Here is a 20,421-nt window from a genome sequence, read left to right as displayed (position 1 = left end):
ATTATATAGATTCTAAAGATTTAATTTTATTTGCAAGTATTTCCATTTCTTTAGGCATCTCAACACCATCATACATAGTTACTAGCTCACCTATACTATTTCTAATCTTATCATAATCAATTCCTCTCTTCTTAAACACATTAACTAACCAACGATAGGTTTCCTCTTTAGTTAAGTCTCTTAACTCTTTTTCATCCGGATAAACACCGAACTTTCTAATAACATCGATCAATCTTCCTTTCGTATAATAATTCTCTATTTCTCTCCCTAATGGTACACAATAGTCCTTTAAATTAATATCAATCTTATCACACAAGCCTAGGAAAATCACATCTAACCCTAACATTTCACGCATTTTTAACCATAATTGCAGTTCTAACTCATTGTTCACCTTATATATTCCTATTCCTAACTCGTCATTAGAAATCCCTATTCTTCTAAGCCAATTTAAAATAACTGATGGCTCAGCTAATTCACTAGTTAAAACAATAAGCCTATTAAAGAGAACATCTCCTAAATTAACTCTCAAAATTCCAGTTATAGTTCTTAGTTGCTCATCTAATGTGACTTTGATTGCCGAAGAAACTCCATTCTTCTTCTTCATAATAATATAATTATCTACAGTAGACGAAATTATGTAGGGAGAATGAGTAGTTATGAAAACCTGAAAAACATTGTTATTTGTCCAGTCTTTTATAAGCTTCATTATTCTAGATTGTAATGTTGGATACATATTTACTTCTGGCTCCTCAAGTAATAAGATCTTTCTACCACTAAGCCATAAAATAAATAACATTAGAATAACTCTTTGAAAACCACTAGCTGCTAAATCTATGTAAATAGGTAAGTTTTGAATATTTAAAACTAGTTTGCCGGAATCCCAGAACTCTATTCCTTTAATTTCAGGTATTACTTCTCCTATTAAATTTACAAAATCATACCATTTTCTTCTCATGTTTATTGGGCTTCTATTCATTTCTATCATTTTCTTTAATATTGCATCAAAATATGTCTGATCGAATATTGGAACATATTCTACTGATTGAGAAGCTAAAGAAAATAATGACTTTACCTCTTCAAATTGATCTCTTGTAGGAGGAGAATTATTTACAGAAAAAGATTCTAAACTCCACTCAATAAATCTATTATTATATCTTAGCTTATTAACAACCTCAACCCTAAGTTTCTGAGATTTGCCAATAGACTTCTGAACTTCTTCTTCTGAGAATTCTATTACACCACCAATACTTATAGGTTTCGTGATATCATAATCTCTCCATAGTAACATATATTCTTGATCCCTATCTTCAATACTTCTCTTCTCTATTCCAGCATTAAGATTCTTTATGAAGAGATATATCGCTGTGAGCAAATTAGTCTTACCATAACCATTGTAGCCAACTATGACGTTTAACCCACCTAAATCTTCAAGCCTTATATTTGATAAACTTCTAAAGTTGTCAACGTAGAAGTTGATAATCTTCACTTTTCCTCACTCTACGCATATTTCTCCTTCCTATAATATAATCGTTAACCAACTATTTTATGTCGTTCTATAATGAGAGAAAAAAAGGAAGTATTATTAGTGCTAATAGTTTTAAAGGGTTGCCTTAATAAGTCCTCCATCTACTGGAATTAATACACCGTTTACATATGTTGAAAGCTCAGAAGCTAAGAATAGGATAACATTGGCTACCTCTTCAGGTTTTCCAATTCTCTTTAATGGGACATCCCTCGTGATATCCCTTATTATTTCCTCTTCACTTCTACCTTCCCTTTTTGCTCTATCCTTAACTAGTTGATCTACCCTATCAGTTAATGTCCAGCCTGGCATTACACCGTTAACTAATATTCCTTTTTCTCCTAATTCTCTAGCTGCAACTTTAATTAATCCAGCTAAAGATAACCTTACTACGTTAGACAAGTCCAAATTAGGCAAAGGTTCTTTTAATGTCATTGATGTAGATAGAATAATCCGACCACCACTTTTCATTAATTTCCCAGCTTCCCTTACTGCAATAACAGCACTCATTAAAAGAAGATAAAAAGCATTAATCCAATCTTCATTTGTTAACTCAAACAAATTTCCTGGCTTCGGACTTCCAGTAACATACACTAATACATCTAGCCCGCCTAAAGTACTATAACCAGACTTTATTAGGTTCTCTACATCAGATGGTTTTGTTAAATCTGCTATGATATAATTTACTTCACCGAGATTCTTTAGTCTTTCATAAGCTTTCCTTAGATTATTTTCGTCATGAGAAGATATAATAACTTTTGCACCTTCCTCTAAAAACCTTTTCGCTGTTGCAAAACCTATACCTTTACTTGCCGCTGTTACTATCACTTTTTTCCCTTTTATCCCAAGATCTATTCTTACCACCAAGAAAATAATCAATTGTATACCTTTTTGGGGTTATCGCTAACTCTCTTATCTTCTTAAAATCTTCCTCAAGAATTTTCCTAAGATTAGGATTATAAAGTGCCGCAGCAGGATGATAAGTTGGAAAAACTATAATCTCTTTTTCCTTATATTTCCATACATAGCTTTTACCTCTAACTTTTGTTATAGACGAAAAATTTTCGCCCATTTTACTAAAAATATATTTTGTAGAATGTCTCCCTAAAGTTACTATGATTTTTGGCATGATAATGTCAATCTGCCTATCTAGATAAGGAGAACAAGCCGTGATCTCATCTTCCTCTGGATCTCTATTATTTGGTGGTCTACATTTCACTACATTAGTAATAAATACTTGATCTCTTTCTAATCCTAAAATTTCCTTAATCATCTGAGTAAGTAATTTACCAGCTGCACCAACAAATGGTCTTCCTTCTTTATCTTCATTCTCCCCCGGTGCTTCTCCAACAAACATTATTTCGGCTTTTGGATATCCCTCACCAGGTACTGCGTTGGTTCTAAATTGCCATAATTTGCACTTCTTACAAGAAATAACTTCCTCTTTTATTTTTTCTAAACTATCCATCAGTAAATCGACCCCTCCTCATTCTTCAGTCTATGTCGGCATCATCATTTGTCCCCCACTCGGCTGAGGATCCTCATCGCATAAACACAAGCTCAGATCCCGGAGGAGAGTGGGGGTATTTAATATTTTAATCCTTGAAGTAAGTATTAACTTTAATGTCTGTAAACAAAAAATATTTTCAGCTACAAGATTTAATTTTAATAAAAACTTCAATAGAAAAAGTGCTATTACACATTAACGAGAGAAAAGAAAGAAGTATTTTCTCTTGGATAGATAAAGAATTGTCTGGTTTATGGAATTTCAAAGATGAAGAGCTGAGATATGATATAGAAGAGGCTAAAAAGTATGTGAAAAACGAAGATTATATAAAAACAAAGGAAAAACTACAATTAATAGAGAAAAAAATCGAAGAAAAAATAAATCAACTATATAAGGAAATGCTAAATTATTGACGCAATCGCATAGTAATTCTGATACATTATATAGATGGCTACAGCTATTATTATTATTGCAAAAACTTTTCTCAGCATTCCTCTCGGCATGCTAGATGCAATCTTAGCACCAACATAGCCACCTGCAATACCGCCAAGTAAATATAAGATACTAATTATTGGATCAATTTCACCAGCTAATGCATAAGTTAAAGCACCAGTAACGCCAAAAGTTCCTACTGAAATTAAAGAAGTCCCTACAGCTTTTATCATACATATTCCAGTACTAAATAGTAAACCAGGGACAATTAAAAATCCTCCACCTATACCGAAAAAGCCAGACGCAAAACCAACTAAGAATCCTATAGGAATAATTCTCTGCAATTTTACTCTTTGTAAAAGCCCTTTAGTAGGTTCTCCATTAGGATAAGTTTTAGAAACAGCTGGCCTATCTTTTCCTCTAAAAACCATAACAGCTATTACTATCATTAGAATTCCGAACAAAAATAGTAAAAGTCCTCCATGAACTATTAACCCAACTCTGGCACCGACGTAAGTTCCTAAAATTCCTGGCAAAGTGAAAAAAATACCTTCTAAGATTCTAACATTTCCTTTTTTCCAATGGATGAAAGCATTTATGTATGCATTTAAACCGACAGCTAGAGCAGTAGTGCCTATCACTAAATGATCAATATAATTTTTATTAACACCAGGCAAGTAAGCTAAACCAACGAAATATAATAAGAGTGGTATAGCTAAAATTGACCCTCCTCCACCTATTAGCCCTAGACTGAAACCAACCAGAAAGCCTGCAATAATTGACAAAACGTATTGCAAAAACGTTAACTCAAGCATGAGTTATATTTTTTATTTTTAGTTTAAAAAGTTTTGTTTAATCAAAATTAACTTGTTAATAGGGAATATTTTCACCGTGTGGACATTTTTCTGGCTTTCCAAGATACTCATAAATTCTTTCTATAACTTCGTCCGGTACAGAATAATCAAACTGCTTAGTATAATTACATGCTTGATCTGGAGATAAACCAATTTTAACTAAGAATGTCTCGATAACTCTATGAGCTCTCAGAAGGGAATCTATTGCTTTTTTCCCCTCATCAGTTATGAATATACCTTTATCAGATTTTTTTAAAAATCCTTTACTCTCTAAATGTGAAATCTCTTCATAAGCACTAGCTACACTTACATTTAGATCTTTTGAAATCCACGATAATTTTGCTGGTTTCCCTTCGTCATTATATTTCTTTACTGATAATAAATATGAGAGCTCACGTCTTGACAGTTTCACAATAAGAATATTTCCCACAAAACTATATAAAACTAGGTGACCAAATGAAAGGAGTTATTCCAGCCATAGTCACACCTTTTAAAGAGAATGAAGAGCTAGATCTAGATTCACTAGAAACATATATACAATTCTTGAAACGAAATGGAATAGAACATTTCTTTGTTCTAGGTAGTACAGGAGAGTTTAACATGTTATCATTTGAGGAAAAAACAACATTTCTAAAGAAGTTAGCAGATATAACAAAGAACGGAATAGTTAACGTGACTGAAAACTCAACTTATAACGCACTAAAATTAGCTAAGATAGTAGTAGATTTAGGCTTTGAAGAACTAGCAAGCTTACCACCATTATATCATAAGCCATCAGAAAAAGGAATAGTAAAGTATTTCGAGGATCTATCTAGGCTAGGAATTCCATTAAACATGTATTATTATCCTCAAAATTCTTATCAGATAGCTGAAAATATAATAGAAAAATTAGTAGAAGAAGGAATAATACAAGGGATGAAATATACTACAAACGATTTAGTAAGTTTTAAGAATCTTATTTCTTTAAAAGAGATAAACAAAGAATTTAGCTTGCTTATCGGAAATGATGAATTATTTTTAGAATCCTATTTAGCTGGTGGAGACGGTTTAGTGTCAGCAGTAGCTAATATAGCACCAGAGTTAGTCGTTAAAGAATACGAGCTTCTTAAGAACGGAAATTTAACGGAAGCCTTAAAAATACAAAAAATGATTGAAAAAATTAATAAAGCTATATTGATTGGAGACTATCCCTCAACACTAAAAAATGGACTAAAATATAGAGGTATATATGTCGGCAAAGTTAGAAGTCCTTTGCAAGAAAGCGTTGATGGAAATTCTTTAATATACGGTATACTAAAAGAATTAGGATTATGATGAGGGTCGATGTAATGATAGATGAGTAGAATATCCCCGGCTGATTATTTAATATTTCTAATTATTTTTTCTTTAACTGAAGGATCTAAATTACTTAATACCTCATTCAATATTTTACTGTCTCTCTCAGCTAAATTCTTTGGTAAATTACTTACAGCTTTCATTCTTAGTGTTACTATAGCCTTAATTACCTTGTCATCATACATAGAAACTAACCTTAACATGCTATCACACCAATTTTTATACTCTTCATCAGTAGCTTTTGAAGCTAAAACAGTAAGAACGTCTGTCAGCGTTTTGACTATAGTATTTTCATCTAATGAGAGCAAAAATTGTAAAGTTGAATTTAATATTTCGTTTCTTTTTGTGTAGGGAAGTTTTGCTACCTCGATTGGATTAAATTGTTGAGACATAATATTTAATTATTTTTAAAATTAATAAAATTATTCCCCACTCTTTATGGTCCTTTCGAATCTAAGATATCTCTTAATAGCATCTAAAAGAAATACACCACTAGCCATAAAACTAATTAGAGAAGCAAATATTTCCATAGCGAATGGGTGAGAAAACATAAGAAGAATAAGAAGAATAGTAGAGGTTAAGAAGAATGAGGCAAAGAATATACTTTTGGGTAAAATATTATTGAAAATTACTATATAATCATCATCTAAAATTATTTTATTAATAGTATATTTCCCATCTAATGTCTCTTTAACTAAACCATATTCTAAGAGCTTCTTTATGTGATATCTAACTGCACTTACTGAAGCAAAACCTAGATCTTCTTGGATTTGCCTCAAAGTAGCCTCCTTCTTCTTTAACAAATAATAATAAACTCTTTTAGTTGGCGGTGATAACTCTAATTCCATATATTTATGTCATATTATCCTAAAATAAAATTTTCCTTGATGATTGGAATAGTTATTTAAAGTATTTCAAACATAAAACTAACATATGAATAAATTATTAGTAGCCGCTATAGCCGGCGTACTATTTTCTCTAGTGATAGCATTTATCGTGCTTTATGCTACCTCATATTACTATGGTTATTACGGAGCCTCTTCTCCCAATAGAATCATAGTACAAAAGAATAATGGAGAAACTGAAAATAATAAAATACCACCTGTATATGTATTAAGCAATGTTAGTTATTCTAAGTCTATAAGTGCAATGTTAGCTGGATTGAATGGTACAATAACTCGATATAATATTTCTTACGGTAGTACGCAAGCACAAGAATTTATATCACCATTATCACAAGAAAAAAACGTATTCTTTATCCAACCAAATTTCATAGTTACATCACCTAACTCTACTATATCATTTAAACTCTATTTTAACATATCATATTATAAACTATATAATGATTCAATTTATACAGACCAGATAAGTGGTTATTTATATAACTTTAGCGTAACTCAACTTAACCAATCATTAAATGGGTTTATATTATATAACGTGACAGCACATGTAGGAAACGTTAAATCTGGTACACTTATTTTACTCCCTATTTGGGATACAAAGTTCTTTGAAATACAATATGTTATAGTATTAATTAATTAAACTACCCTCAGTAGCTATCTTCCCTCTTTATACTTAAATGAAAAGAGCCCCATTGTAGTTTCATGAAAAGAGTAAAAATTATCAGAAGGAGAATAAAATATAACAAACAAGAAGTACCTAAATACTAAAGTGAATCTACTCTCATTAACAAACGAAAATCATAAAAGATAAAATGATTTATATATATGTGCCGCGGTAGCTCAGCTGGCAGAGCGCCGGGCTGTTAACCCGGTGGTCGCAGGTTCGAGTCCTGCCCGCGGCGCCATTTTAACATAAAATTGCACGACCTCAGATAAAGGACCCAAGTAACGGTCCCTTCTCTTACCTTCATTGTCCTTCTCTATTAAGTAAACATAATACTTTCCCTTAACTTCCCTTATTCTGATATCACCAAAAGTGAAAACTTTATTACCCATAATCTATTATCACGCCCTCAGCTTAAAAGCGTTGATAATTATCAAATCAGTCGTGGAGTTGAAAGTTTGTGATAAAGATTCCTTAACAAAGCAAAAAATTGAATAAATCACGGGGGGCATTGAGTGGCGTGGGAGTCGTTAGATAAATTCGATTTTTTGCATTGAATTTTAACAAGAGCTTAGTAATAATATCACGAGACTGACTACTTATGGCACGATTTCCCAAAATTTTGTTATATTATTTTTTCGCTCACGGCGTGCAAAACGAAAAGAAATTATAACATTTTTTTGGGAAACCGTGCCATAAAATGTACATGATAGTTGAAAAATTGAATTTCAAAAAATTCAACCCCGCCGTGTTAGAGATGAATTTCGAAAATATCCATTCCTCTCGGTTCACAAAACCTGTGGTCTTGGCAGAACTTTATGAACCTATTTGCCTTATCACGGTCTCCAAAGTCTTGGACTATCTCTGTAAACTCCTTTATAGCATTATTATTTTCCTTAATATAATTTAGGAATTCCTTAACCTCATCAACAGTTGTCTCGTGAGAGCGTCCAATGTGTAATTAATGTAAATAACTAAATAAAGTAAAAAGTTATAAAAAACGTTTGCTCAGAATTAAATTCACTTAATTACGACAAGTGTGATAATATAAAATCAGTTTATTAAATACAATTACAAATAATCTCGCAATTTTCGATAATCCAAGCTGAGAGAACTTTTCTAACATGCTTTCACACAGAGTTTTTCTAGTGTAAGACTCGCCTCTTCCTAAGAGCCCTAAACCGCTGAATATTATAAGCTAAACCTACGAGATTAGCGAAAGTATTCAACACCTCTAAACTCCTAGCATAACACCTCATGTGCTCCTTGAGAAAAATCCCAAAAAACTCAACACCACTCCTCAAAACTCCCAAACCCTTTCTAGCCCTAATTACCTTACCCCTCTCCACAAACCCCCTATCCACAAGCGTAACCACATTAGGCACAATAGGAGACCTCGAATCAGAAACATTAGCTAAAACTAACTCAACCTTAGATACCATAAGGGTTTTAGAAGAAACCTCAGCAAAACACTTCCCCCCAAACCAAGCCCTACCCCACTTCCTACCCCAACTCCCCTCATGCTCCCTAACAGTATAATCCCTAGGGAAATGGGAGAAAAGCTCCTCCCTCTTTCCCTCATCAAGTGAAGCAAGCACCTCATGAGGCTTCCTCTTAGAATCAATCTCCCTCAAATCAAGCAATAACTTCTCAATATGAGTCTCAATACTCTTCTTACCATTAGGTAACTCAACGGGAAAACTGTCAAGTAACCTTATATCCCTTCCAAACTTCTCCTCTGCTAGTAGATGATGTGTTGGGAGTTGTTCTTCTTCAACGAGTGATTCAAATCTTCTAAATACCTTGAGGAGTAAATCCCTTATTCTGTCACCAAACTTGTGGACAAACCAGTGTAGTGAGGACTTTGATGGGATCTCTTTAACTTTGAGGAAACGCTTTACCACAATATTTGTAGCTGCGAGTTCAATTGTCCCCCTATAAGACTCTCTATAGAGTACCATAACAATCAGCATCTTCAAGTAAGTCAAGGGGTCATATTGAGTGAACTTGAAACCCTCAAACTCCCTTCTGATCACATCATCTTTCAAGATCTCCTCGCAATCCAAAAGATATTTACTCTTCCAACCCAATTGGGGGATTACGCTTTGGTAAATTTCGATGCCCATTGTATAACCTAGGCGTAATCCCCCTTAAGCATTATTATCCAATTGGGTTCTGTAATTCTCGCTTTTTCTATAAAAATTTTGTTAATAAAGTAAATTACGTTAATTACACATTGGACGCTCTCTCGAGTCCTGCCCGCGGCGCCATTTTACGTTCTTCTCCTTTTATAGAATATTACGTTAATGCAAAAGCAAAGGGTAAATATGCAATAATGTAATACACACTACTTAGTGAACATGCCCAAAAATCGACGTTTCAAAGTTAGATGATGAGAAGAAGTTAAAGATAATCCAAAAGGCTATAGAGAAACATGCACTATCATACGTATCACGACAAGTTAGAGTGAATAGGAGTAAATTAAACCGTTACGTTAACGGAAAAATACAGAGGATCCCAGATGAAGTAATTGAGAAGCGTGCAGAACTCCTTACAATTGAAGAACTCTCAGATATAATTCATGGCTTAAGGACCGTAGTGGTAGACCCGACTATTGCTTTAAGTGTTATTATTAAAGCGGTAAGAGATAAAGGGCTCCGGAACTTTTTCATTAATTTAATTTGGCAGTACTTAGGCGACTATATGAAGTCTGCATCAAATAAGCACTATGCAATGGCTCTCAAACTATTTATTAAGGAAATAATAAAATCGAAAAATTCCAGAGTAGCAAAAGAATTATATGATTCCTTCAAATTACCTAAAAGGAAGTTTAATTATAAGCCTCCTCCCTTATCATTAGATACACTAAAGAAGATTTTCAAAAATATCGATGACTTAAGAGCTAAAGCCCTCTTGTTGATTTTAGCAGATACTGGTTTAAGAGTAGGGGAAGTTCTGAGCCTTAAAATCGACCAGATAGACATAGAGCATAGAATTATCAAAATAATGAAAAGAGAGTGAAACAAAAAGAGCGTATATTTCATTTCTGCACCAAAATACTGCTAAATGGTTAAAAGAAGTATACTTGCTCAAAAGTATTAATCACTTTCCAGTAGGATTAAAGAAATTTTAATCCTTTTTCCATTATCACAAGAGTTTGCTCAAATAAGGAAAAATTTTTGAGATCTGGGCAGGATTAAAGTTATTAGTTATAAAGTACAAAGAAGTATGAGGCGGGGTCAGCCCGTAACAGGCTCATCATGCGTTATTCCGTCGTCCCTCATCACCATTTGACCCCGTCATGTACCATATTATACTTTCATATATTTAAATTTTGTGGTACATTATGGTACAATAAAGTTTTTATATTAAAGTACAATAAAGTATATTGAGGTAAAATGCCTAGACCCGGTTACAAGTCAGTTTACTTCCCCGATGAGGAGTTATGGAAGAAGATAGTTGATGAAGCTGAGAAGAGGAAAGTAAGCGTTTATGAAGTATTGAAAGATGCTTTTGAGTGCTACATGAGGGAAAAGGAAGGAAATAAAATGAGCCTGGAAGAGGTGATTAAGGAAGTCCAGGAGTTAAAGAGAAGGGTTGAGGAGTTAGAAAAGAAAGTTAAATAGAATTTTTCTCAGTAAATTACGAACTAAACTGAATTTATTTCAAGCATCATTTTCCCCATCGGATCCCATATATGCAGATTTAGTATATTCAATCCAATTTTTCAAAATTCAATGAGAATAATTACCATATCCTTTTTAATGCTTGTAACAAACATATAATTATGAAGAGTGGAAGAGATGGGGAATACTATTACGTAACAATTGAAAGTGATGAGGAGTTAGAAAAGTTAAAGGAGTTAACGCTTAAGAAAGTTAGGGCTAGAAACGGTAAGCCTTCTTATGCTTCCCAATCCTCCAAATAAAAACTGTACAACCTTTTGAGTCAAAACTATAAATTATCCTTATATCTCCGGTTACTTCTATCGAGAATAAAGGCCTCCCGTCCTTATCGGTTTGATTCTTTAATTTCTCCCTAGCGTATTTCTTAGGGTCCTCCCTAAGCAAATACAGCTTATCAAAGATCAACATTACTACCTCTTCATGAGGAAATTCACTAGCTAAAAACTCTGATAACTCTTCAAGGTCATTTATCCTCTTCCTAAACATGAACTTTAATTCCCACTTCTCACAAACCACGATAAAATAAGAAGGAAAAACTAATTTAAAAATCCTTCTATTTTCGTTTAATATTTCATCAGAAATAATATTGGTGAATAATATAATATACAATTAATAGGAGTATGAAACCAGCAAAGATTGCTAAACCATTTACAGGGGTTATCATACTTATAGTGGGCTAATGCAAACATCCTCCATTTTCCATTTTTCTTCACATAAACCCCAGCTTCAGTAAACATATCTGAGAGCGTCCAATGCATAATTAACATAATTTACTTTATTAACAAAATTTTTATATGAAAAACAAATATTACATAACCTAACTGGCATAATAATACTTAATGAGATTATATCTAGATTATAAAATGTAAGAACTCTTTACTAGAAAAGTTCTCTCTTATCCTTGATTATGAAAAATTAAGAGATTATTTTCAGTTATATTTAATAAACTGATTTTATATTATCATACTCTTAGTAATTAAGTGAATTTAATTCTAAGCAAATGCGTTTTATGACTTTTTACTTTATTCACAATAATTACACATTGACATTGCCACAAGACTATTGAAATACTTAGTTGTGAAGTCAAAAGAGAAAGGCAAAATTCATCAAATATATAAAAACTCAAGTTTTTATATAAATAACTTCATAAAAATTCCCTAACACCTTTTCTCTTTGCCTCTTCTTTAGCTCTTTTCGTCATTTCTTCCACATTTCCTGAATAAAACAGCATATTAACATAAATTCCCTCCCTTAAAGAATACATAAAGTTATTTATTTTGCATAATAATTTAGCGCCTAACTTTTCCAATACTTTCTGAGATCTTAAATTCCTCTCATCTACCCAGGCAGTTATAATCTTAATTTCATGCATTTCTTTAAGAGCTTTATATATTAGTGCGTAAATCAATCCCTTACCTCTAAATTCTTTAGCTATAGAATAAGCAATTTCAGCAACATGAGGTTGTTTGTTTAACCCAAAGTATTTTCCCCTTATTAACTGAACCGAACCAATAACTTTCTCCTCCGCAACTGCTAGGAACATTGGATTGTCATTCCATTTTATCTTCTTTACGTTTTCTAACTTTACGTCCTCATATCTTATTATAGTATAGTTGTCGGGGTCATCCTTTAAAATCTGCAAATATTCAAAAAATTTCTCTGCATATTCTTCTCCCGCTTTAATAACTTTTATATTCCTTCCCTCTATCAGCATAAGATTAGTTATAGCTTTTAATATTTTATTTTTATATTCCTAAATGATTAATATAAAAATTTCATATAATTTATCACTATTCCAATATAGAAGCAAATTGTAATAACCTTAATAAGCTAAAACGATATGATAAAATCACATAATATCTATTGCTAGTTAGCCTTAGTAATAATTTTATAATCTTTTTTCTCAGCTTATTTAGTATGCGTAAATATTGGTTCCTTTTATTTATTTTCATTATTCTCTCAATTTACCTAAAAATTATTGGAGAATATAATTTCCCCCTAAATGTTTTACTTTTTAAGATAATTAATTACCACCAAATAGCTTTACTGAATTCCTTCTTTGTATTTTTTTCTAAGTATGGAAGAGAATATGTGTGGATTCCTTTAACTGCTATTCTTTTAATATTTAAAAGGACTAGAAGAATTGCTATAACACTTGCTGCCTCCTTTATTTTAGCTATTATCTTAGGTGAAGCTAGTAAAATAATTATGGCTCAATTAAGGCCTTTCTATTATATACATGCTGACCTTTTAGTTCCGCCTCCACATGATTATAGTTATCCTTCTGGTCACGCTTTAATTGTAGGTGATGGTGCTATGGTATTATATAAAACTTCTCCTAGATGGTTATGGATTCCCTTTTTCATTGAAGCTTTGATAGTATCTTATTCTAGAGTTTATGTTGGTGTTCATTGGCCTATTGATATTCTAGGTGGTTGGCTCTTAGGTTCCTGGATAGCTTATTTTACCGTTGATATGGAGAGCAAGGGAATACTTAGGCCTATAGAGAAGCTATTTAAAGTTTCATGAGATGATATAATTAATGATAATTATTGTTAGGCTAGCTGGAGAAATAGGTATAAAATCTCCACGATCAAGGAAAAACTTTGAACACGCACTTATAAATAATATTAAGAATGTTATAGATGTAGAAGAAGTTAGTATTGATCAAGGTTATATTATTTTAAATACTAAGGGAGATTTCAGTAAGTTAAGTAAAGTATTTGGCATAGCGTCATTTTCTCCTGCTGATGTAATTTCATTTTCAAAATTACAAGATATAGTAGATTTTGTAAAGAATAAGTATGCTGAAAAGGTAAAAGGAAAGAAATTTGCTATAAGGGTTAGAAGGGTAGGTAAACATAATTTTACCAGTTTAGATGCAGCAAAAGTTATTGGAAGCAGTCTTTATCCCTATTCTTCTGGTGTTGATCTTGAAAACCCAGAAATAGAGATCCATGTAGATATTAGGCAAGATTATGCTTATGTTTATGATAAAGTGTATGAAGGGGCCAGGGGATTACCCATAGGAACTACTGGTAGAACTATTGTATTGTTTTCAGGGGGTTTTGATTCTCCAATAGCTACATGGATGATGATGAAAAGAGGTTCATCAGTAACTTTGCTTAATTTTAAACTAGGCGGAGAAGTACACAAGAAGATAGTGTTAGATGAAGTAAAGATCTTGTCTGAGTGGAATAGTGGTCATAAAATTAAGGTTTATTTCGTTAACGGAATTAAGGTTCTTTCTGCATTAGCTGGTGTAAAAAGATATATTAGAGTAGTTGTACTAAAGCGCATAATGTATAAGACTGCAGAATTGCTAGCTAAGAAGATAAATGCTTATTCAGTAACTACCGGTGAGTCATTATCACAAGTTTCTTCTCAAACTATGAAAAACTTATTTGTTACAGAGTACGATATTAATATTCCAATCTTTAGACCGCTTATAGGATTTGACAAAGAAGAAATCATAGAATTATCACGTAAAGTGGGCACTTACGAGTACTCATCAAAGTTACCAGAATATTGTGCAATATCAAGTAAGTCAACAACAAGTGCAAATCTAGAGGAAGTATTAGAGAGTGAAAAACAAGTAAACATTGAATATGAAAAACTTATTGATGAAGCAGAAGTTGTTGAAGTCTAATCAGCTCTCACACGGCTATATCATCGATCTAGCCGGGGTTCAGTCATCATCTTAACAAAATTAAGTAACTCATGTTTAGCTTCTTGTAACGAAGAATAAATTTTTGGCGGTCTCTTGAAGTAGTATCCACAGATCTGTGGTATTGCGCCACCAATTCCATTATCTTTAGCTATTTTAGCTAATCTTATTAAATCTATTAAAGGTACTACAGCGTTAGGAGCATCTTCTGTTTTAAACGAAATATCTAGTTTAAATGGAACACCAAATGAGTATATCCCTTCAATACTCATGTAACTTACTCTTCTATCTCCTAAAAATTCTACATAATCTGAAGTACCTGCAATTACTTGAGCATCATCAGCATGAGATGAAATAAAATTTGATTTAATTCCTTTTTTCAAATCTTTTCTCCATTCTTCTAATGTAACATAAGTCTCTGTATTTCCTGAAATATCAATTTGATATGTTCTTATTACTTTCACTCCTCTACTTTTTAAAAACTCTATAATACCAGTATGTAAAATTGTTCCGCCTATTTGACTTAACAAATCATCACCAAATAATGGTATTTTCTTCTCAGCAAATTTAGGAGCATATATATTAATTATTTCCGCAGGTGTTACATTGATGAAAGCTACATTAGCGTTAAGTGATGCACTTGCATAATATTCATTAGCTTGTTGTGTACCAGCTGGTAATAGACTTATTGAAACATCAACATCTTTTAATTCACTTTCAACATCGACCGGCTTCTCTTCAGATTCTTCGATAATGTTAGATAATGAACCTTCTAGTCCATCTAATGTTGGTCCTCTCTCAACAATAATGTCCGATTTTACATCTACATATTTTTTTACTACATTAGGTTTCATAAAAATAGCTTCAGATATCTTTTTCCCTACTTTTCTTTTATCTATATCGAAAGCCTTTACAATTTCTATCTCCGTAGGCGAAATACTAAGATCTAACAATCCTGGTAAATTTTTTCCTTCCTTTAGCCATTCTAGACCTTGTAAAAGAGCACTTGCAACATTTCCTACGCCAAAAATTGCAACCTTAATCAAGATATAACACCTACTATCAATGGTGCTACTATACCCAAAGCTATACTTAAAATTGATGCTATAATTGCTGCATCTCTTTCTGTAGAATTTACATTCCTAAACTCTCCTTCTCTAAAAATTTCTCTAATTGGCGGTATATAGTATCCAGCTGATACAGCACTATTCAAAAACCCAATAACAGTTAACCACGGCTGTGAGAATGATGCTTCTAGAACAAATAATTTAGCCCAAAATCCTAATATTGGCGGTATACCTAATAAGCTTAGGAGTAATATTGAAAGCGCGAATGCTAAAGCTTTATCACTAGAACTCATTCCTCTAAAACCTTCAATATAACTAGTTCCGCTAACTTTCTCTATATGGGATAAAGCAATAAATAAACCAGCTTGAGCTATTGAGTAAGCTAATAAATAAACCATTAATCCACTAGTAGAAACAGTTGGATTATAAGGTAGCATAGTTATTGCAATTAACATAAACCCCACTTGGGTAATACTACTATATGCTAACATTGACGCAAAATCTTGCCTCGAGAAAGCTACTATATTTCCAAATATTAGGCTCATTACTGTAATCAAAGCAAAAATTACGAATATGGAGAATCCTACTATACCAGATGGTTTTAAGAAATAGATTATATCAAAGAGAGGTGCAATACCTACTATTTTACCTACACTTGATACAAAAGCTACAGATATTCTGTCTGACATAGAGTATACATCTGGAAGCCATGCTTGAAATGGAAAAGCCCCTACTTTAAAGAGGAAAGCTATTGAAAGAAACATAATACCTAATATTACTAAAGTTTGGTAGTTTATAGTAGCATCTAATGATAGAGAACCAATTCCTAAAATGAAGAATGCGAAACCTAAAACCATTAGAGAGCTTGAGAGTAACCCCATAATTAAGTATTTTACTCCAGCAATAGTCGAAGAGTAGTCCTTCCTAATCATTGCAATTACATAAGTTGCTGCAGATGCTATACCCCATGATGCTAGTATGGTAATTACACTATACGCGAAACCTAAATAAATTACGCCTAAATCTGTTAACATCGCTAAGGATAAGAAAGAGGATCTAGTCTTAATAGGCTCTAAGCTTTCCATTCCTCCATAAATAACTATTATTGTAGCTAATATTGCGGATACTGCAATAAAATATCCGAAATTAGATAAGTAAAGAGTAGAAGAAAAAAGAGAGTAGCCATAATATCCTAACCCGTAAAAAATTATTAGAGTTAAAAAAGAAACCAGCAGAGTACCAATAGATAAATCGACTGCTATAATATATCTGCTTCTAGTACCATTATCAATATATAGAACAGCTATAGATGAAAATACTATTAAAATTGAAGGAAGAACTATGGGAATATATTGAAGTATCATATTTTACACCCCCATAATGAAAAAGATTATGATAAAAGCAAGAATTACAAGGCCTATTAAATACATAAAAATGTAATCACGCAAAATCCCTGTTTCAGTCTTCTTGAAAATACTGTTTCCTGCCCTTATGAGTCCTTGAGGTAATCGCATATTTAATGATAAATCAATAACGCCATATTCAAACTTTTCATAAACACCTTTAGCAAACCTATATCCTGCAATCCCAAATTTGTCAAACGCTGGATTAACAAACCAACCATAGTATAAGAAGTCAACTAATGGTCTTACTCCAGAATATTTCCCTAGATCTAAACCATTTAGATACAAGGCTAATGCTATAATAACACCTAAAATAGCCAGCAGAACTGATGGTAAATCTAGGGATATGAATGAACTACTTAGACCTATACTTGTGAAAAATGGGACAAGAGAGGTCAAAAATACAGCACCAAGTATTATTGATGTAATAACTAATATTGCTGGAGATATAATCATCAGTGGATGAACATGACCCTCTTCTTCCGCATCTTCACCATTCTTCCATAAAAATGCTTTAATTACATAACGAATTATATAGACGCCACCTAAAAACTCAGTTATTACATATAGTGGGAATAATGAAGTGTTAGAAGCTAGAACACCAATTAAGTCGTGTGCCCAGAACCCTATCAATGGTGGTATACTTGCGAGATTAAGTGCAGCTAGTAATTGAAGCACAAATACACTCTTTAATTTTCTATACAAACCTTTGAATACTCCTACATATCTATTTTCAGTAAAATGAATTACACTACCCGCATTCATGAATAATGAAGCTTTATATGTTCCATGGGCTAACATTTGTATAAAACCAATTAAGATTCCAGCATATAGATAGTTAAGATTAGAAGTTAATGAGGCAAGTAAACCTCCTATTGAAGACGATAAAATCATTAGTGAAATCTGATCGGCTGTGGAATAAGCTAAAATTAATTTTTGTTCATTTGAAGCCAATGCAGATGTACTTGTATAGATTGCAGTAAACATTGAGATTCCTACCATAATACTCATAAATAGTGTTGTTTGAGGATTTGGATAAACTAAGAAGGGGTATACAAAGAATGTTAAAATCGCACCCAGATTAACCATTGTTGCTGCATGTATTAGGGCACTAACAGGTGTTGGACCAGTCATGGCTGTTAATAACCACTGAGTTAATGGGAATTGAGCACTTTTACCTAGACCTCCTAAGAACATTAAGAGTAAAATTACCCAACCATAAGGAAGATTATATATTAAGTGTAAGACTGAAAATAAACCACTATAAATAGTAGTTATACCAGAATAGTCTGACAAAGTAGTCAAATACATTAAGTAACCCAAACCTACTATTAAGCCTACATCTCCAATTCTAGTAAATATCATTGCCCTTATTCCGCTAGTTGTAGGTCTTGATAAGTATTCTATCCCGAACACTTTTCTACCAAAGTCACCTACAACATTCCTCTCATTGTCATCCAGCCAATAGCTAATTAGGCCATAGGATGCAAGACTGGTTCCCTCCCAACCAGCTAAGAATAGTAACACATTATCTGCATATATTACAGCCAACATTGAAGAAACAAAGAAACCGAAAAATCCCCAATATCTCCTTAAAACGCTATCCTCTTTCATATAACCTATACTATACATTGAAATGAAGAAAGCTAGTGAAGATACAAAAACACCTAAAAGTGCTTGTAAAAGTGAAGAGCTAAATGTAAAGTAGCTAAATACTGTGGTAATACTTTGTGGAACAAATAATGGTGAATGAACAGAGTTTATCAAGTTAATAATTGCTAAAATCATTGATATACCTATTAATGCTGTAACTATACCTCCTCTAGTATCTTGATTCATTGGAACAATAAGTGCTATTAAAGATCCTATAGCTGGTAGGAATACTATGAAGAAAAGATTTAAAGAATTAGTAGAAAAAGTTTGAATAAAATTACTTAATGAATGGGCCATAAATTCTGGGAGGAAGAAGAATATAACACTAACTATCGCTGTTATTATCATTGGAATTGAGTACTCATAGGCATTGTCTAAACTTTGTTTTCTTTCTTTGATGTTTGAATAAACCTTCTTAAATAAGTAAGTAGCATAACCCGAAGACATTCCTATTGCTATCATCAGTAGTGCAACAAGAAGCACAAAGAAACCTTCACCAATTAATGGCACTAATTGCCCCGCAGACATTAGTAATAAAACTTCACTAACTAAACCTACTGTTGGCGGTAGTCCTAAAATATTAAGAATACCTATAAATGCCAATGTAGTGTGTAATGGAGAAACCAGATAAAGTCCACCTAATTTTTCTATATCCCTCTCTTCCAGCTCAGTTATAGCTGCTCCAGCACTCATGAAGAGTAATGCTTTCCCAAAACCGTGAGATGCATAAATTAATACTGAAGCTATTATTCCAAGAGGTAATGTCAAAACTGAAGATTTTAACCCTATGAAAAAGGAGATTGAAGCACCCAGTAACATATAACCCATCTGTGACACACTAGAATATGCTAAAAACCTTTTGAAATCCCTTTGGGCAAGAGCATTGATGCCTCCATATATCATAGTTATTATTGCCCAAGCTATGAATATAGGAGCTAAGAATGAAAATGATGGGAACAAGTAATAATAGATTATGACTACAAATATGCCTAATCCTACCATGTTAGGACTTAAGAGTATAGAAATTGGTGTAGGTGCTTCGCCATGTGCATAAGGAAGCCAAATATTAAACCCCGCTTGAGCACCTTTAATAAACATACCTATTACTCCAGCTATAAAAATCAAGGGAGCATAAGCTATAGTGGAATAATTATATATTTCACCAAAACTACTATAAATATCCATTTTTCCGCTGACTAAACCTAAAATAACTATTGAGGCTAAGGTTAAAATAGTACCTACATGAGTCCATATAAAGTATAATAAGCTTATCCTTCTTCTATCTCCATATCCATAAAGTAAAATTAAGAGAAATGATGTAATTAGAGATATTTCTAGGAATATATAGAGTTCTAATAAGTTAATCGAAATTACTACATAAAACATTGAGATTGCGAAAAGTGAATATAACGCATAATATAATCCCCAATTGCCATAACCTAGTTCATGAAATCTTTTCTCCATATATCTTTGAGAGTAGTAAACAGTAACTAAAGTGACGACTAAAATTGTGATTATAAGAGGATAGTTTAAGTCATTAACCGTGAACCCAAAATTACCTACATAATTAGTAACATAAAACTCATAAAATAAACCATATCTAAATAAGAAATAGACATTAATTACTATAGACAAGAAAGAGAGTACCCCAGATATTCTTTTATCTTTTATAAAAAATATTATTGATGCAACAATAAAAGATATAACGAAAACAAACAGTGATATCATC

Annotated in this window: 22 protein-coding genes, 1 tRNA gene and 1 pseudogene; 9 read left to right on the top strand and 15 right to left on the bottom strand. The window is 32.6% G+C overall.

Features of this window, described 5'->3' with window-relative positions:
* Position 1: 1 nt before the first annotated feature.
* From STK_RS12385 to udg, 3 genes are all read right to left on the bottom strand, one after another.
* Positions 2–1,486, bottom strand: coding sequence for an ATP-dependent nuclease (locus tag STK_RS12385; protein WP_010980324.1), 1,485 nt, complete (start codon positions 1,484–1,486; stop codon positions 2–4).
* 111 nt (positions 1,487–1,597) lie between these two features.
* Positions 1,598–2,377: an SDR family oxidoreductase gene (locus STK_RS12380; protein WP_052847027.1), complete on the bottom strand. Its 780-nt coding sequence runs from the start codon at positions 2,375–2,377 to the stop codon at positions 1,598–1,600.
* The gene (gene udg / locus STK_RS12375) at positions 2,328–2,990 is read right to left on the bottom strand and encodes a type-4 uracil-DNA glycosylase (protein WP_010980322.1); all 663 of its coding nucleotides are present in this window, start codon (positions 2,988–2,990) and stop codon (positions 2,328–2,330) included. The genes STK_RS12380 and udg overlap by 50 nt, the downstream gene beginning before the upstream one ends.
* Before the next feature lie 155 nt (positions 2,991–3,145).
* Here udg and STK_RS12370 point away from each other — a divergent pair, with 155 nt between their 5' ends.
* Positions 3,146–3,442: a hypothetical protein gene (locus STK_RS12370; protein WP_052846751.1), complete on the top strand. Its 297-nt coding sequence runs from the start codon at positions 3,146–3,148 to the stop codon at positions 3,440–3,442.
* Here STK_RS12370 and STK_RS12365 read toward each other — a convergent pair.
* Together STK_RS12365 and STK_RS12360 are read right to left on the bottom strand one after the other, a co-directional pair.
* Positions 3,431–4,276, bottom strand: coding sequence for a sulfite exporter TauE/SafE family protein (locus STK_RS12365; protein WP_010980321.1), 846 nt, complete (start codon positions 4,274–4,276; stop codon positions 3,431–3,433). The two genes, STK_RS12370 and STK_RS12365, sit on opposite strands and share 12 nt — an antisense overlap.
* A 55-nt stretch (positions 4,277–4,331) precedes the next feature.
* Positions 4,332–4,727 (bottom strand): metal-dependent transcriptional regulator, encoded by a 396-nt coding sequence (locus STK_RS12360; RefSeq protein ID WP_052846750.1) that lies wholly within the window; start codon positions 4,725–4,727, stop codon positions 4,332–4,334.
* Positions 4,728–4,771: 44 nt separating this feature from the next.
* Here STK_RS12360 and STK_RS12355 point away from each other — a divergent pair, with 44 nt between their 5' ends.
* The gene (locus STK_RS12355) at positions 4,772–5,629 is read left to right on the top strand and encodes a dihydrodipicolinate synthase family protein (RefSeq protein WP_010980319.1); all 858 of its coding nucleotides are present in this window, start codon (positions 4,772–4,774) and stop codon (positions 5,627–5,629) included.
* A 44-nt stretch (positions 5,630–5,673) separates the two neighbouring features.
* Here the strand turns inward: STK_RS12355 and STK_RS12350 are convergent, their stop codons facing one another.
* Both STK_RS12350 and STK_RS12345 read right to left on the bottom strand, forming a co-directional pair.
* Complete coding sequence (locus STK_RS12350; RefSeq protein ID WP_010980317.1) at positions 5,674–6,042, bottom strand: hypothetical protein; 369 nt, start codon at positions 6,040–6,042, stop codon at positions 5,674–5,676.
* Positions 6,043–6,072: 30 nt separating this feature from the next.
* Positions 6,073–6,498, bottom strand: a complete 426-nt coding sequence (locus STK_RS12345; RefSeq protein ID WP_010980316.1) for a winged helix-turn-helix domain-containing protein — start codon at positions 6,496–6,498, stop codon at positions 6,073–6,075.
* Between the two features lie 85 nt (positions 6,499–6,583).
* On the opposite strand from STK_RS12345, the gene STK_RS12340 reads away from it, so the two are divergent.
* Complete coding sequence (locus STK_RS12340) at positions 6,584–7,192, top strand: hypothetical protein (RefSeq protein WP_010980315.1); 609 nt, start codon at positions 6,584–6,586, stop codon at positions 7,190–7,192.
* A 189-nt stretch (positions 7,193–7,381) separates the two neighbouring features.
* Positions 7,382–7,457, top strand: a tRNA-Asn gene (locus STK_RS12335).
* Positions 7,458–7,494: 37 nt separating this feature from the next.
* Here the strand turns inward: STK_RS12335 and STK_RS15020 are convergent.
* Both STK_RS15020 and STK_RS12330 read right to left on the bottom strand, forming a co-directional pair.
* A pseudogene (locus STK_RS15020) lies at positions 7,495–7,608 on the bottom strand (putative integrase); the annotation flags it as partial.
* 753 nt (positions 7,609–8,361) lie between these two features.
* On the bottom strand, positions 8,362–9,342 hold the full coding sequence (locus STK_RS12330) for an IS5/IS1182 family transposase (RefSeq protein WP_010980313.1): 981 nt from the start codon (positions 9,340–9,342) through the stop codon (positions 8,362–8,364).
* A 340-nt stretch (positions 9,343–9,682) separates the two neighbouring features.
* Between STK_RS12330 and STK_RS14630 the strand changes: the two genes are divergently transcribed.
* From STK_RS14630 to STK_RS15445, 3 genes are all read left to right on the top strand, one after another.
* Positions 9,683–10,237 (top strand): site-specific integrase, encoded by a 555-nt coding sequence (locus tag STK_RS14630; protein WP_010980312.1) that lies wholly within the window; start codon positions 9,683–9,685, stop codon positions 10,235–10,237.
* A 377-nt stretch (positions 10,238–10,614) separates the two neighbouring features.
* The gene (locus STK_RS12320; protein WP_052846749.1) at positions 10,615–10,842 is read left to right on the top strand and encodes a hypothetical protein; all 228 of its coding nucleotides are present in this window, start codon (positions 10,615–10,617) and stop codon (positions 10,840–10,842) included.
* A 161-nt stretch (positions 10,843–11,003) separates the two neighbouring features.
* On the top strand, positions 11,004–11,144 hold the full coding sequence (locus tag STK_RS15445) for a hypothetical protein (protein WP_198429698.1): 141 nt from the start codon (positions 11,004–11,006) through the stop codon (positions 11,142–11,144).
* Here the strand turns inward: STK_RS15445 and STK_RS12315 are convergent.
* The 3 genes from STK_RS12315 to STK_RS12305 form a co-directional block, all read right to left on the bottom strand.
* Positions 11,101–11,418: a type II toxin-antitoxin system RelE family toxin gene (locus STK_RS12315; RefSeq protein WP_010980311.1), complete on the bottom strand. Its 318-nt coding sequence runs from the start codon at positions 11,416–11,418 to the stop codon at positions 11,101–11,103. The genes STK_RS15445 and STK_RS12315 overlap by 44 nt on opposite strands.
* A 47-nt stretch (positions 11,419–11,465) precedes the next feature.
* A complete protein-coding gene (locus STK_RS12310; protein ID WP_232616484.1) occupies positions 11,466–11,660 on the bottom strand; it encodes a hypothetical protein in 195 nt (64 codons plus the stop codon).
* 386 nt (positions 11,661–12,046) lie between these two features.
* Positions 12,047–12,616 (bottom strand): GNAT family N-acetyltransferase, encoded by a 570-nt coding sequence (locus STK_RS12305; RefSeq protein WP_010980309.1) that lies wholly within the window; start codon positions 12,614–12,616, stop codon positions 12,047–12,049.
* 203 nt (positions 12,617–12,819) lie between these two features.
* On the opposite strand from STK_RS12305, the gene sepP reads away from it, so the two are divergent.
* Positions 12,820–13,431, top strand: coding sequence for an undecaprenyl-diphosphatase SepP (gene sepP, locus STK_RS12300; protein WP_010980308.1), 612 nt, complete (start codon positions 12,820–12,822; stop codon positions 13,429–13,431).
* Between the two features lie 13 nt (positions 13,432–13,444).
* On the top strand, positions 13,445–14,551 hold the full coding sequence (gene thiI / locus STK_RS12295; RefSeq protein ID WP_010980307.1) for a tRNA uracil 4-sulfurtransferase ThiI: 1,107 nt from the start codon (positions 13,445–13,447) through the stop codon (positions 14,549–14,551).
* A gap of 20 nt (positions 14,552–14,571) precedes the next feature.
* Here thiI and STK_RS12290 read toward each other — a convergent pair whose 3' ends face one another.
* The 3 genes from STK_RS12290 to STK_RS12280 are packed head-to-tail and all read right to left on the bottom strand — an operon-like array spanning position 14,572 to position 20,420.
* Positions 14,572–15,615 carry an inositol-3-phosphate synthase gene (locus tag STK_RS12290; protein ID WP_052846748.1) on the bottom strand — a complete coding sequence of 348 codons (1,044 nt, stop codon included), beginning with the start codon at positions 15,613–15,615 and terminating at the stop codon, positions 14,572–14,574.
* Positions 15,612–17,000: an NADH-quinone oxidoreductase subunit NuoN gene (gene nuoN / locus STK_RS12285; protein WP_010980305.1), complete on the bottom strand. Its 1,389-nt coding sequence runs from the start codon at positions 16,998–17,000 to the stop codon at positions 15,612–15,614. The genes STK_RS12290 and nuoN overlap by 4 nt, the downstream gene beginning before the upstream one ends.
* 3 nt (positions 17,001–17,003) lie before the next feature.
* Positions 17,004–20,420 (bottom strand): proton-conducting transporter membrane subunit, encoded by a 3,417-nt coding sequence (locus tag STK_RS12280; protein ID WP_010980304.1) that lies wholly within the window; start codon positions 20,418–20,420, stop codon positions 17,004–17,006.
* Position 20,421 lies beyond the last annotated feature (1 nt).

This window comes from Sulfurisphaera tokodaii str. 7, assembly GCF_000011205.1.
GTDB classification, from domain to species: Archaea; Thermoproteota; Thermoprotei_A; order Sulfolobales; family Sulfolobaceae; genus Sulfurisphaera; species Sulfurisphaera tokodaii.
The sequence above is the reverse complement of the archived record's forward strand: the minus strand, read 5'-3'. Positions and strand labels throughout refer to the sequence as shown.